The sequence below is a fragment of the Trinickia soli genome (assembly GCF_002879855.1).
GTDB classification, from domain to species: Bacteria; Pseudomonadota; Gammaproteobacteria; order Burkholderiales; family Burkholderiaceae; genus Trinickia; species Trinickia soli.
Map to the genome: position 1 here is coordinate 1 of NZ_PNYB01000038.1, position 13,036 is coordinate 13,036.

General features: G+C 63.0%; 13 protein-coding genes. 10 read left to right on the forward strand and 3 right to left on the reverse strand.

The window, feature by feature from the left end:
- Window position 1: 1 nt before the first annotated feature.
- Window positions 2–1,165, reverse strand: a complete 1,164-nt coding sequence (gene mltA / locus C0Z19_RS26350; RefSeq protein ID WP_500472310.1) for a murein transglycosylase A — start codon at window positions 1,163–1,165, stop codon at window positions 2–4.
- On the opposite strand from mltA, the gene C0Z19_RS29235 reads away from it, so the two are divergent.
- Window positions 1,164–1,310: a hypothetical protein gene (locus C0Z19_RS29235; protein ID WP_500472311.1), complete on the forward strand. Its 147-nt coding sequence runs from the start codon at window positions 1,164–1,166 to the stop codon at window positions 1,308–1,310. The two genes, mltA and C0Z19_RS29235, sit on opposite strands and share 2 nt — an antisense overlap.
- A 78-nt stretch (window positions 1,311–1,388) precedes the next feature.
- Here the strand turns inward: C0Z19_RS29235 and apaG are convergent, their stop codons facing one another.
- A complete protein-coding gene (apaG, locus tag C0Z19_RS26355; protein ID WP_102612809.1) occupies window positions 1,389–1,763 on the reverse strand; it encodes a Co2+/Mg2+ efflux facilitator ApaG/CorD in 375 nt (124 codons plus the stop codon).
- Between the two features lie 297 nt (window positions 1,764–2,060).
- Between apaG and rpe the strand changes: the two genes are divergently transcribed.
- The 3 genes from rpe to trpE all read left to right on the forward strand — a co-directional run bounded on the left by rpe (window position 2,061) and on the right by trpE (window position 5,293).
- Entirely contained in the window at window positions 2,061–2,753 is a 693-nt protein-coding gene (rpe, locus tag C0Z19_RS26360) for a ribulose-phosphate 3-epimerase (RefSeq protein WP_102612789.1), read from the forward strand.
- Window positions 2,750–3,496: a phosphoglycolate phosphatase gene (locus C0Z19_RS26365; protein ID WP_102612790.1), complete on the forward strand. Its 747-nt coding sequence runs from the start codon at window positions 2,750–2,752 to the stop codon at window positions 3,494–3,496. Before rpe ends, C0Z19_RS26365 begins: the two co-directional genes overlap by 4 nt.
- A 303-nt stretch (window positions 3,497–3,799) precedes the next feature.
- Window positions 3,800–5,293 carry an anthranilate synthase component I gene (gene trpE, locus C0Z19_RS26370; RefSeq protein WP_102612811.1) on the forward strand — a complete coding sequence of 498 codons (1,494 nt, stop codon included), beginning with the start codon at window positions 3,800–3,802 and terminating at the stop codon, window positions 5,291–5,293.
- A 225-nt stretch (window positions 5,294–5,518) separates the two neighbouring features.
- On the opposite strand, the gene mgtA is transcribed toward trpE, so the two are convergent.
- Window positions 5,519–8,191 (reverse strand): magnesium-translocating P-type ATPase, encoded by a 2,673-nt coding sequence (gene mgtA, locus C0Z19_RS26375; protein ID WP_175084053.1) that lies wholly within the window; start codon window positions 8,189–8,191, stop codon window positions 5,519–5,521.
- A 212-nt stretch (window positions 8,192–8,403) separates the two neighbouring features.
- On the opposite strand from mgtA, the gene C0Z19_RS28980 reads away from it, so the two are divergent.
- From C0Z19_RS28980 to C0Z19_RS26400, 6 genes are all read left to right on the forward strand, one after another.
- A complete protein-coding gene (locus C0Z19_RS28980; RefSeq protein ID WP_269844898.1) occupies window positions 8,404–8,532 on the forward strand; it encodes a hypothetical protein in 129 nt (42 codons plus the stop codon).
- 360 nt (window positions 8,533–8,892) lie between these two features.
- On the forward strand, window positions 8,893–9,495 hold the full coding sequence (locus C0Z19_RS26380; RefSeq protein WP_102612791.1) for an anthranilate synthase component II: 603 nt from the start codon (window positions 8,893–8,895) through the stop codon (window positions 9,493–9,495).
- Between the two features lie 69 nt (window positions 9,496–9,564).
- Complete coding sequence (trpD, locus tag C0Z19_RS26385; RefSeq protein ID WP_102612792.1) at window positions 9,565–10,596, forward strand: anthranilate phosphoribosyltransferase; 1,032 nt, start codon at window positions 9,565–9,567, stop codon at window positions 10,594–10,596.
- 35 nt (window positions 10,597–10,631) lie between these two features.
- Window positions 10,632–11,417, forward strand: a complete 786-nt coding sequence (gene trpC / locus C0Z19_RS26390; RefSeq protein WP_102612793.1) for an indole-3-glycerol phosphate synthase TrpC — start codon at window positions 10,632–10,634, stop codon at window positions 11,415–11,417.
- A gap of 37 nt (window positions 11,418–11,454) precedes the next feature.
- Window positions 11,455–12,081: a CYTH domain-containing protein gene (locus C0Z19_RS26395; RefSeq protein WP_102612794.1), complete on the forward strand. Its 627-nt coding sequence runs from the start codon at window positions 11,455–11,457 to the stop codon at window positions 12,079–12,081.
- Between the two features lie 182 nt (window positions 12,082–12,263).
- Window positions 12,264–13,034 (forward strand): uracil-DNA glycosylase, encoded by a 771-nt coding sequence (locus C0Z19_RS26400; protein WP_175084056.1) that lies wholly within the window; start codon window positions 12,264–12,266, stop codon window positions 13,032–13,034.
- Window positions 13,035–13,036 lie beyond the last annotated feature (2 nt).

Genomic DNA, 13,036 nt, shown 5'->3' on the forward strand with positions numbered 1-13,036 from the left:
ATCAAGAATTTGGCAACAGCAGCCACATCCGGCCCGCCTGCTTCATCTTGCCGGCGAGATCGCCCGCGTCGTCACCAAGTCCCCAGAAGTAATCGGCACGCACGCCGCCGCGAATCGCGGAACCCGTATCCTGTGCGAACACCACTCTATTCATCGGCGTATTCGTGAATGGCCGGGTCGTCTCCAGGAACACAGCCGTGCCGAGCGGAATCGCCCCCGGATCGACAGCGATCGAGCGTTCAGGCGTGAGCGGCACTCCGAGCGCTCCTATCGGTCCGTCGCCGCCAGCGGATGCGGGCTGCGTCGCCGGCATCTCGCGAAAGAAAACGAAGCGCGGGTTCGTATCGAGCAAGCTCGCCACACGGGCCGGGTTGGCTCGCGCCCAAGCCTTGATGCCTTGCATCGTCGCCTGCGCCGGCGTGATCTCGCCGCGATCCAAGAGCCATCGGCCAATCGACTTGTAAGGCTGATTGTTCGACCCGCCGAAACCGACCCGCATCACACTGCCGTCGTCGAGCACGATGCGGCCCGAACCCTGCACCTGCAAAAAGAAGGCTTCGATCGGATCGTCGACCCAAACGAGCTCGTTGCCATCGAGCACGCCCGAGCGCTCCAGTTGCGCGCGGGGCGGCAGCGCGGCGCCCGCGCGATAGCCGGATGGCCAACGGTAAAGCGGATACTGATACGGGCCGCGCCGTGTACGAGAGCCATTCAGCAACGGCTCGTAATAGCCCGTCACGAGCCCATCGACCGATCCGTCGCTGTTCGCCAGTTGAAACGGCGTGAAGTAGGTTTCGAAGAACGAGCGCGTGCCCGCTGCATCGAGATCGTCGAGTTTCGACGCCGCCGAGCACGCATGCCGCCAAAGCGGCTGCTGAGCAACGCGTGTGCAGTTTTCCCGCAACGCAGCCGCAGCACCGATCAGGGAATCGTCCTGCCAGCCCGGCACCTGCTGCCACGCCACCGGAGTCAACCGCGCCGACGACAACGTGCCCGGAATCGCCGCAACGCCCCCCGCGCCAACGCCGCCGACGCTCGACGTGGGCCGCACGACCGATCCACCGCCGCATGCAGCCAGCAACACAGCGGTTACAAGCGCCGCCGCCCGGCCAAGAAAGGACGAGGGTAAGCGCATACAATGCTCGTTCTCAATGGAAATCGACATGTCCGAACTATTCGACGAATATCCGATGCTGATTTTTGCGCTGGAAGCGCTCGCCGCCTTGGCGTTACTTGTGTTCATCGTCGTATGGACGATGTCGGGCAGAAAAAAGAGCGACCCCACGCGCGACAGCAGCGCACCGCGCTAAGCGGTGCAACGGTCAACGCGCCGCCCGACAACCCTCCTCAGCGCTTCGCTGGACAGCGCGGATGACACGCATGCGGCCTCAATGCAGCGTGCGCGGCATCTGCAGCGCAAACTCCGGCACCGGCGCCTCGAATCGCTCGCCGTCCTCGGCCACGCAAAAGTACGAGCCGCGCATCGTCCCCTCCGGCGTCTCGATAACGGCCCAACTTGTGTACTCGAATTGTTCGCCCGGTTGCAGCAGCGGCTGATGACCGACCACGCCGAGGCCTTTGACTTCCTGCACCTGGTTGTCGCTATCCGTGATGACCCAATGACGCGCGATCAACTGCGCTGCAACCTGCCCCGTGTTGCGGATGGTCAGCGTATAGGCGAAGGCATACTGACGGCGCTCGGGATTGGACTGCTCGGGCAAATAACGCGTCTGCGACGACACGCTGAATTGATACTGGCTCATCGTAATTCCGTTCTCTGAAGAGTCGCCGCGCCGCGCGGCGGCCATCGAACCGCGGCGCGCCGGCCGGCTCGCCGCACGGCGCCCGGCCGCGCCGACCCGCTCCTGCATTTGGTTCCGCATTCTGATCGATGCGCCTCCCGGCCGCAACCGCCACGCCGTCCGGCAAGCCGCGCCGTTCGCACGACGCAACACGGTAAAATACGGGTTTTCCGCTTGCCGCCTCCGCTTGCTACCAGATTTGCCATCATGCTTGCCCCCGCTTGCATCCAGCTTGCAGGCCAACCCGCCGCTCACGCCATGACCCAATTTCGCATCGCTCCCAGCATTCTCTCCGCCGACTTCGCGAAGCTCGGCGAAGAAGTCCGCAATGTCGTCGCCGCCGGCGCCGATTGGATTCACTTCGACGTAATGGACAATCACTACGTCCCGAATCTGACGATCGGCCCGCTCGTGTGCGAGGCGATCCGCCCGCATGTGCAAGTGCCGATCGACGTTCACCTGATGATCCGCCCGGTCGACCGTATCGTGCCCGATTTCGCCAAAGCAGGCGCGAACCTCATCAGCTTTCATCCGGAAGCGTCCGATCACGTCGATCGTACGCTTTCGTTGATCCGCGATCACGGTTGCAAAGCGGGCCTCGTCTTCAATCCGGCCACGCCGCTCAACTACCTCGACCATGTCATGGACCGCGTCGACCTTGTGCTGATCATGTCGGTCAACCCCGGTTTCGGCGGCCAGTCGTTCATCCCCGAAGCGCTCAACAAGCTGCGCGAAGCGCGCGCGCGGATCGACGCCTACCGGGCGCGCACCGGTCGTGAGATCCACCTCGAAGTGGACGGCGGCGTGAAGGTCGAGAACATCGCACAGATCGCCGCGGCAGGCGCCGATACGTTCGTCGCCGGCTCCGCCATCTTCGGTAAGCCCGACTATCGCTCCGTCATCGACGATATGCGCAAGCAGCTCGCCGGCGTCGACGCCGCTCGCGCATGAGCGCCGCCCCCATGGAAACGGGGCGAGCCGGCGCGCCCGGCTCGGCTGCAGGCCTGAAGGCCGCTGTCATCGACCTCGACGGCACGATGGTCGATACGGCCGACGATTTCACGGCCAGCCTGAACGGCATGCTGGCCGAACTGGGCACGCGCCCGATCACGCGGGACGAAGTAGTCGGCTACGTCGGCAAGGGCTCGGAGCACCTCGTTCGCGCCGTGCTGTCCGCGCGCTTTTCCGCGGAAGAATGCGAAGCCCTTTTTGGCGAGGCGCTGGAGCGTTATCAAGCGCATTACGCCAACGTCAACGGAAGGCACACGCGCCTCTATCCCGAGGTCGAGCCGGGCCTCGCCGCACTGGCGACCGCTGGCGTGAAGCTCGCGTGCGTGACGAACAAACCGCACCGCTTCGCCGTCGCGCTGCTCGAACAATACGGTCTCGCCCACTACTTCGCGGTGATTCTCGGCGGCGACAGCGTCGCGCGCAAAAAGCCCGACCCGCAGCCAATGCTCGCCGCCTGCGACGCGATGGACGTGGCCCCGGGCGAAACCGTGGCGATCGGCGATTCGGAGAACGACGCCCTTGCCGGCCGCGCCGCGGGCATGGCGACGCTGACGGTGCCGTACGGCTATAACCACGGCAAAGCTATACAAACGATAAATTCCGATGGTATAGTCGCCACGTTGCTCGAAGCCGCGCGGCTCATTGCAGGTGGCACGCCCGGCGCGCAACATCTCAATCGTTGACGATTCTCAAGTCATTCATCTCATGTTTCTGAACAAAAAACGGAGTCCGAGCAGTCTCGACCGGGGAGCCTGGCCCTGGCGTCGCTCGTCGCGCTAACCTCTTTCGAGGTACGCTGAGGGTCGTTGTCTTCAGCGCCGTTTTTTGATTTCGCCGCGCATTCGCGCACTATTCGCCGTATCGCTACTACGATCGCACTCGCGCGTTGTTCCGCTCGTTGTGCTCGTGCATCTACGGTTCGCCGCACGCATCCTTCGCCCCCGCTCGGGCAACGTATGCGTCGGCCATTCGAACAGGATCGGAACATGACCGAACTCGAATTTCAGTCCCTCGCCAACGAGGGCTACAACCGCATTCCGCTGATCGCCGAAGCACTGGCCGATCTCGAAACGCCGCTGTCCCTCTACCTCAAGCTGGCCCAGCCCGAACGCGGCGGGGCGAATTCGTTCCTGCTCGAATCCGTTGTCGGCGGCGAGCGGTTCGGCCGCTATTCGTTCATCGGCCTGCCGGCGCGCACGCTCGTTCGCACGAAAGCCGGCGTCAACGAAGTCGTGCGTGACGGGCAAGTCGTCGAGACGCACGAAGGCGATCCGTTCGATTTCATTCAACAATTCCAGGCGCGCTTCAAAGTCGCCCAACGCGCCGGACTGCCGCGTTTTTGCGGCGGCTTGGCCGGCTACTTCGGCTATGACGCGGTCCGCTACATCGAGAAGAAGCTTGCGCATTCGGCGCCACCGGACGATCTCGGCCTGCCCGACATCCAACTGCTGCTGACCGAAGAAGTTGCCGTCATCGACAATCTCGCGGGCAAGCTCTATCTGATCATCTACGCCGACCCGTCCACGCCCGAGGCCTACGCGCGCGCCAGGCAGCGGCTGCGCGAGTTGCGCCAGCGGCTGCGCGCGACCGTGCAGCCGCCCGTCACATCGCCGAGCGTGCGCACGGAGACTTACCGCGAGTTCGCGCGCGACGATTACCTGAACGCCGTGCGCCGCGCGAAGGAATACATCGCCGCGGGCGAGCTGATGCAGGTGCAAGTCGGTCAACGCCTGATCAAGCCGTATCGCGACAATCCGCTTTCGCTCTATCGCGCGCTGCGTTCGCTGAACCCGTCGCCGTACATGTATTACTACAACTTCGGCGAGTTTCATGTGATCGGCGCCTCGCCCGAGATTCTCGTGCGCCAGGAGAAGCGCGGCGAGGATCGCATCGTCACGATTCGACCGCTCGCGGGCACCCGCCCTCGCGGCAATACGCCCGAACACGACGCCGAACTCGCGACCGAACTGCTGAACGACCCGAAGGAAATCGCCGAGCACGTCATGCTGATCGACCTCGCCCGCAACGATGTGGGCCGTATCGCGCAGACGGGCTCCGTTGCCGTGACCGACAAGATGGTCATCGAAAAGTACTCGCACGTTCAACACATCGTCAGCTCGGTCGAAGGCAAGCTCAAGCCCGGCATGACGAACTTCGACGTGCTGCGCGCAACGTTCCCGGCCGGCACGCTGTCCGGCGCGCCGAAGGTGCGCGCGATGGAGCTCATCGACGAGCTCGAGCCGGTGAAGCGCGGCCTGTACGGCGGCGCGGTCGGCTACCTGTCGTTCACGGGCGAGATGGATCTCGCGATCGCGATTCGCACGGGACTCATCCACAATGGCAATTTGTACGTGCAAGCGGCGGCGGGCGTCGTCGCCGACTCGGTGCCCGAATCCGAATGGCAGGAAACCGAGAACAAGGCGCGGGCCGTCTTACGCGCGGCCGAGCAAGTGCAAGACGGCCTCGATAGCGACTTTTGAGCGGGGAGACACCACCTGCCGCTGATGATCGATAACCAGGATTGGGCGCCAACGAGGTTTGTCCCGGGTCGAAACGCACCATCCAGCACGGGGTTGCCGCCGAAGAGCGACGCATGGCGCGCAACCCCGCTTCGGCGTCGCGTCGTCGCAGTTGACGCTGCGGTCAATGCGCCTTCCTGGCCTGGTCTTTGATGGCCGCCGCACTTGCGGCAGAAATTCATCCCTTCAATCCAGCCCGAACCGACGCACGAACCACGTCTTCATCAAATGCGTCAGTGCGGCGTAGCTCATCAGGATAAAGACGAGCGCGATCCAGTACTGCGACGGCAATGGAATGAAGCCGAGGAACCTGCCCACCCCGGTGAACGGTATGGCGATTCCGGTCGCGGCGATGATGAGACTCGTCGTGATCAACGGCCCGCTTGCCCGGCTCTCGAAGAACGGCACCTTGGCTGTGCGGATGATATGGATGATGAGCGTCTGCGTCAGCAACGACTCGACAAACCAGCCGGTCTGGAACAGTGCCGGCGTGTCCCACGCGTGGAAGACATAAAGCATCGTGAAGTACGTGACGTAGTCGAATAGGGAGCTGATCGGCCCGATCATTAGGACGAATTTCGTGATATTGGCCAAATCCCACCGGCGCGGCACGGCCAGATATTCGTCATCGACGTTGTCGGTCGGGATTGAGGTCTGCGAGAAATCGTAAAGCAGATTGTTCGTGAGCACCTGGATCGGCGCCATCGGCAAGAACGGCAGAAACACACTGGCGCCGAGCACACTGAACATGTTGCCGAAGTTGGAACTCGCGCCCATCTTGATGTACTTCGTGATGTTGCCGAACACTTTGCGACCCTCGAGCACGCCTTCGCCCAATACAGCCAAGCTTTTCTCCAGCAAGATGATATCGGCGGACTCCTTCGCGATATCGACGGCGCTGTCGACCGAGATGCCGACGTCTGCGCACTTGAGCGCCGGGCCGTCATTGATCCCGTCACCCAAAAAGCCGACCACATGCTGTTTCCGATGCAACGCGTCGACGATCGCGGCCTTCTGAGACGGGGAGATCTTGGCGAAGACGGACGCGGTCTCCGCCAGATCCGCCATCTGCTCGGCAGAAAGCGACTCGATCTCCTTGCCAAGGACGATGCGATCCACCGCGAGGCCGACTTCATGGCAGATCTTGCGGGTCACGATGTCGTTATCGCCGGTGAGGATCTTCACCTGTACGCCGCGCGCTTGCAGAGCGGCAATGGCCGCAGCTGCGGTGTCTTTGGGGGGATCGAGGAAGGCGATGTAGCCGAGCAGCGTGAGCTCGGTTTCGTCGCGAGCGGAATACGCCTCCTGCGCCGGCGGCATCTCCTTGTATGCGACGGCGACGACACGAAATCCATCGGCGTTGAGCGCCGAGGTCGTGTCCTGCACCGATGCAAAATGAGTCGCATCAAGCACGCCGGTATCGCCATTGGCCGCATAGCGTGTGCAGACCGAGAAGACCTCTTCTACAGCGCCTTTACAGATCATGATGTGCGTGCCATCTGATCGGGCAAGCACGACGGACATTCGGCGCCGTTCGAAATCGAAAGGCATTTCGTCGATCTTGCTGAACCGCTCATGCAACTCGAGCCGGTCCACCAGCTCCGCGTGCTTCAGCACGGCAACGTCAAGCAGATTCTTCAGCCCCGACTGATAGAAGCTGTTCAGATACGCGTATTCGAGAACCTGTTCCGACTCGTCTCCGTGTATGTCGAGATGTCGCTTCAGAATGATGTGATCTTGCGTCAAGGTGCCGGTCTTGTCCGTACACAGCACATCCATTGCCCCGAAATTCTGAATTGCGTTCAGGCGCTTCACGATGACCTTCTTGCGCGACATCGCCATGGCCCCCATGGCGAGGTTGACCGTCACGATCATCGGCAGCATCTCGGGTGTGAGTCCGACCGCCACCGCGACTGCGAAGAGAATCGCCTCGAACCAATTCCCCTTGGTCACGCCGTTGATCACGAAAACGAGCGGCACCATGACGATGATGAAGCTCAGCATCAGCCACGTGAAGCGCGAGATGCCTTTGTCGAAGCTTGTCGGGACCCGGCGGGCGGCGATGCTGTCGGCGACGCGCCCGAACGCTGTCCGGGAGCCCGTCAGCACCACGACGCCGCACCCGATGCCGCTGACCACCGCGCTGCCCATGAAACAAATATTCGGAAGATCGAGGTGGGTCTCGGTTGCACTGAGATGGGGTTCGGGGAATTTTTCGAGCGGCATGGCTTCGCCGGTGAGCGCGGCCTGATTGACGAAGAGATCCTTCGCTGAAATCAGCCTCAGGTCGGCGGGAATCATGTCCCCGGCCGACAGGACGACGATATCGCCTGGGACGATCTGTTCGATGGGTACGTCGAGATGATCTGCCGCGACGCCTGTGCCGCGCCGACGGACGGTTGCCGCGTTCAGCACCATCCGCCGTAGCGCATCGGCTGCCTTGTTGGAGCGGTGCTCCTGGAGAAAACCGAGCGATACGCTAAGGAGCACCATCACTGTGATGAGGATCGCGGCGCGCCGGTCGCCGAGGAAGTACGACGCTACTGCCAGCGACAGCAGAAGCAGGTTCAACGGGTTGATCGACCGACCGACCAGTTCGCCGAGGATGGTATGACGGCGGGCTTGAGCCACCTGATTGGGACCAACGGCTTTCAGGCGCCGCGCCACTTCGTCGGAGTCGAGCCCTTGTGCAACACTCGCCATGCTGAGCAAGGCTGCCTCAGTCGAAAGGCGCGCGATCTCACCGAGGGTTGCCTCGCTGGAGCCCTCCCCTGCCGAAGCAGCCGCTGACGAACGCCGAAACCGGGAGAAAACCAGGGCCATTGCGCTCAGGCCAAGCTTACCGTCAAGAAAGTTCATGGCGCCGTCCGCTCCGAGTAAACATCCTGGCGCGAGGGGCCGGGGCAAGCGGTGCTGCTCCGCCTGCAGCACCGGCCAGGTCGCGACGACGGCCTTGGTGGTCCCGACGAGCAGAACAGGAACGGGCGGAGAATAGAGAGGCTGCCGCAAATCGGCAGCGAAAGCGTCGCAACACCCGGCATGACGCGAGCGCGATCGACAGCGGGCGGGGAATGCGCGATCTGCCGGGCTCGCACGCCTGTCGCATGAGGTTGTCGGTTCAATTGGCGGCCTCCGATGAGCGCGAAGGCGGCGAAGCCGTGTCGCAGGTGCTCAACGAAAACGCCTTGCTCACGGGCTGATTCTGAGCGTGCATGAAACCGATGGATTGACGCAAATCAACGTTGTCCGCCCGCCGCGCACCAGCGTGAACCGGGTTGCGTGCGGCACTCGCAGGTTCCTTGAGAATGAAACCGCCCGCCGCGGGCGCCACTCGCATTGTTTGTACTGCTAGAATGCTGCCATGCGACACAGCGCTCGATTCCCCTCAGTACTCCTCTTCTTTGGTTGGCGTTAAGCCAGCCAAGCTCTGTCATAAGGCCCACTCCGGCCTCGCCGCCGTCCCCTTCCGACCAAATTGGTGGAAATTCGGGCGAAAATCTGTTGAATACCCCCATATCGAAGCGGAAAACTGAATATTTTTCAGGAGATTAGGAGCAATCATGCTGCTGATGATCGACAACTACGATTCGTTCACCTACAACCTCGTGCAGTATTTCGGCGAACTCGGCGAAGAGGTGCGGACCTATCGCAACGACGAAATCACGCTCGACGACATCGAGGCGATGAAGCCCGATCGCATCTGCCTGTCGCCCGGGCCAAGCAATCCGCAAAACGCGGGTATCACGCTCGACGTGCTGCGCCGGTTCGCCGGGCGGATTCCGATCCTCGGCGTTTGCCTCGGCCATCAGGCGATCGGCGAGGCGTTCGGCGGCCGCGTCGTGCGCGCCCAGACGATCATGCACGGCAAAGTGAGCCGCATCGAAACCGACGGCAAGGGCGTGTTCGCGAATCTTCCGAAGCATTTCGACGTGACGCGCTATCACTCGCTCGCGATCGAGCGCGAGTCGCTGCCCGAATGCCTCGAGATTTCAGCCTGGACGGACGACGGTGAAATCATGGGGGTGCGGCACAAGACCCTCGCCATCGAAGGCGTGCAGTTTCATCCCGAGTCGATCCTTTCCGAGCATGGCCACGCGTTGCTCGAGAATTTCCTGAAAGGCTCGAAGACGGCGCAGGCGGCCGGCCTCGCGCATAGCGCCTGAGCGCGGCGATCGCACGAGCGCGGATGCAACGACAGGCCGAATGATCGAACGAACGGACAGGGGCGCATCATGACCATCACACCGCAAGAAGCACTGCAGCGCACGATCGAGCATCGCGAGATCTTTCACGACGAAATGCTGCACCTGATGCGCCTCATCATGCGCGGCGACATGTCGCCCGTCATGGCGGCCGCCATCATCACGGGCCTGCGCGTGAAGAAGGAAACCATCGGCGAAATCGCGGCGGCGGCCACGGTGATGCGCGAATTCGCACGCCACGTCGAAGTGCGCGACAACACGAATTTCGTCGATATCGTCGGCACCGGCGGAGATGGCGCGAACACGTTCAATATTTCGACGGCGACGATGTTCGTCGCCGCCGGAGCGGGCGCGAAGGTGGCCAAGCACGGCGGCCGCGGCGTATCGAGCAAATCGGGCAGCGCCGACGTGCTCGAAGCGCTCGGCGTGAATATCGATCTTCAGCCCGATCAGGTGGCGGCATCGATCGCCGAGACCGGCATGGGTTTCATGTTCGCGCCCAATCATCACCCCGCCATGAAGAACATCGCGCCAGTGCGTCGCGAGCTCGGCATCCGCACGATCTTCAACATCCTCGGGCCGCTCACGAATCCGGCCGGCGCGCCGAATCAGCTGATGGGCGTGTTTCATCCCGACCTCGTCGGCATCCAGGTGCGCGTCATGCAGCGCCTCGGCGCGCAACACGTGCTGGTCGTCTACGGCAAGGACGGCATGGACGAAGTGTCGCTCGGCGCCGCTACGCTCGTCGGCGAGCTGCGCGACGGGCAAGTGCATGAGTACGAGATTCACCCCGAAGATTTCGGCTTGCAGATGGTGTCGAATCGATCGCTGAAAGTGCAGGACGCCAACGAATCGAAAACGATGCTGCTGCAGGCACTCGAAAACCGACCGGGTGTGGCGCGCGAAATCGTCACGCTCAACGCGGGCACGGCGCTTTATGCCGCGAACGTCGTCGCATCGATCGCCGACGGCATCGAAGTCGCTCGCGAAACGATCGCAGCGGGCCGCGCGCGCGAGAAAGTCGACGAACTCGTGCGCTTCACGCAACAATTCAAGCAATAACGCCGCTACAGGTCATCAGCAAAAAGGCTTCGTCCATGAGTGACATTCTCGAACGGATCATCGCAGTCAAACGCGAAGAGGTACGCGCGGCCGAGTTGAGCGCGCCGCTCGAAGAGCTGCGTCTCGAAGCATCGGCGCGCGATCTGCGCGATTTCGTCGGCGCGCTGCGCGCCAGGCACGCGGCCGGCCAAGCGGCCGTCATCGCCGAGGTGAAAAAGGCGAGCCCGTCCAAGGGCGTCTTGCGCGAACATTTCGTGCCCGCCGACATCGCCCACTCCTATCAGGCAGGCGGCGCCGCCTGCTTGTCGGTGCTGACCGACGTGCAATTCTTTCAAGGCAGCGCCGCCTATCTCGAAGAAGCGCGCGCGGCATGCGACCTGCCCGTGCTGCGCAAGGATTTCATTGTCGATCCGTATCAGATCGTCGAAGCGCGTGCGATGGGCGCCGACGCCATCCTCTTGATTGCGGCAGCACTTTCGCTCACGCAGATGCAAGAGCTCGAAGCCTTCGCCCACTCGCTGGGGCTGGCGGTGCTCGTCGAAGTGCATGATCGCAACGAACTGACGCAGGCCCTGACGCTCAAGACGCCGCTCATCGGCATCAATAACCGCAATCTGCGGACGTTCGAAACGTCGCTCGATACGACGCTCGGCATGCTCGATGCGCTGCCCGACGATCGGATCGTCGTGACCGAATCGGGCATCCTGGGGCGCGCCGACGTCGATCGCATGCGTGCGAGCGGCGTTCATACGTTCCTCGTCGGCGAAGCATTCATGCGCGCCGACGATCCGGGCGCCGCACTTTCACAGATGTTTTTCTGAGCGGGCGTTTCAACGCGCACGCCTTCACGGTACGACCATGGGTATCGAACGCGAAATCAAACTGGCGTTGCCGCCGGAACAAGCCGACGCAGCCGACCGATTTTTCAGTGGCATCGCCGGCACACCCGGGCGCGACGTGCCGCTCGTGAATATCTACTTCGATACGCCCGCGCTTGCGCTCGCGGGTCAAAAGGTCGCGTTGCGGTTGCGCAAAACGCCGGACGGCTGGCTGCAAACGCTGAAGGCCGCAGGCTCGGTGCAAGGCGGGTTGCATAGTCGTCACGAGTGGGAAACCAGCGTTCCCGGAGAGGCCCTCGATTTCGTCGCGCTCGAGCATGCGTGCGATGACGCCGCGGCGCTCGCGGCGCTACGCGCAGCCGCTTCGGAACTTGGCGAGCGGTTTCGCACCGCGTTCGTGCGGCGGCTGTGGCAATTCGAATTCGACGGTGCGCGGATCGAAGCCGCGATCGATCGCGGCGAAGTGACCGCCCAGGTGAGCGGGCAAACACGGCGCGAGGCGATCAGCGAAATCGAACTCGAATTGCTGCGCGGCGAAGAGCCCGCGTTGCATGCGTTGACGGTCCGACTGTCGGCCGCAGTGGCTGGGCTCACGCCCGAAGACATCAACAAGGCGCAACGAGGCTACCGCTTGTGTGCGCAGTGAAAGCGAAGAAGCCCCAGGCGCGGGCACGCGTGTCGGCCGCGCGCGAGGCGATGCAAGGTTCGTTGTTCGAGACGGCGGATGAGCGACCTGCCGCTGTCGCCGCGGTCGCTCGAAAGACGACAGGCACGCCGGGACAAAGTGGCCAGCAAGCGTCACGCGAACCGCAAGATGCCAAGGCCGCCATGTCGGCCGCACAAGGAGTCGCCGAGCCCAGGCTGGCTGATGTCCCTCCAGGGTTGCGCTCGCCGCTCGAATCCCAGTTCGCCGCGTTGCCGGCCGCCTGGCGTCAACACCTCCAGGCGTTCATCGACAGCGAAGCCTATCGGCCGCTTTGCGATTTCGTCGATGCGCAGGTTGCCGACGGCAAAATCATCTATCCCGCCGAAGTGTTCCGCGCACTGCGCCTGACGAGCCCCGATGACGTCAAGGTCGTCATCGTCGGGCAAGACCCCTACCATGGCGACGACAAGGGCCACCCACAAGCGCACGGTTTAGCGTTCTCGGTGCCCTCGCCCGTGCGGCCGCCGCCGTCGCTGCGCAACATCTTCAAGGAAATCGCCGCCGAGTTCGGCTATGAAATGCCGGTACACGGCTGTCTCGACGCCTGGGCCCGCCAAGGCGTATTGCTGCTCAACACCGTGCTGACGGTGGAGCAAGGCAAGGCGGCCAGCCACGCCAAGCGCGGCTGGGAAGCCTGCACCGATACGCTCATTCATGCGCTGGCGCATCGCCACGAGCATCTCGTTTTCATGCTCTGGGGCGCGCACGCTCAGGCCAAACGCGTGCTGCTCGACGCGCGCCCGCACTGCGTGCTCGAAGCGCCGCATCCGTCGCCGCTGTCAGCGCATCGCGGCTTTCTCGGTTGTCGTCACTTCGCGCTCGCCAACGAATATCTCGTGGCGAATCACCGGACGCCGATCGATTGGCGGCTGCCGGAAATCGCGCAAGCCTGAAT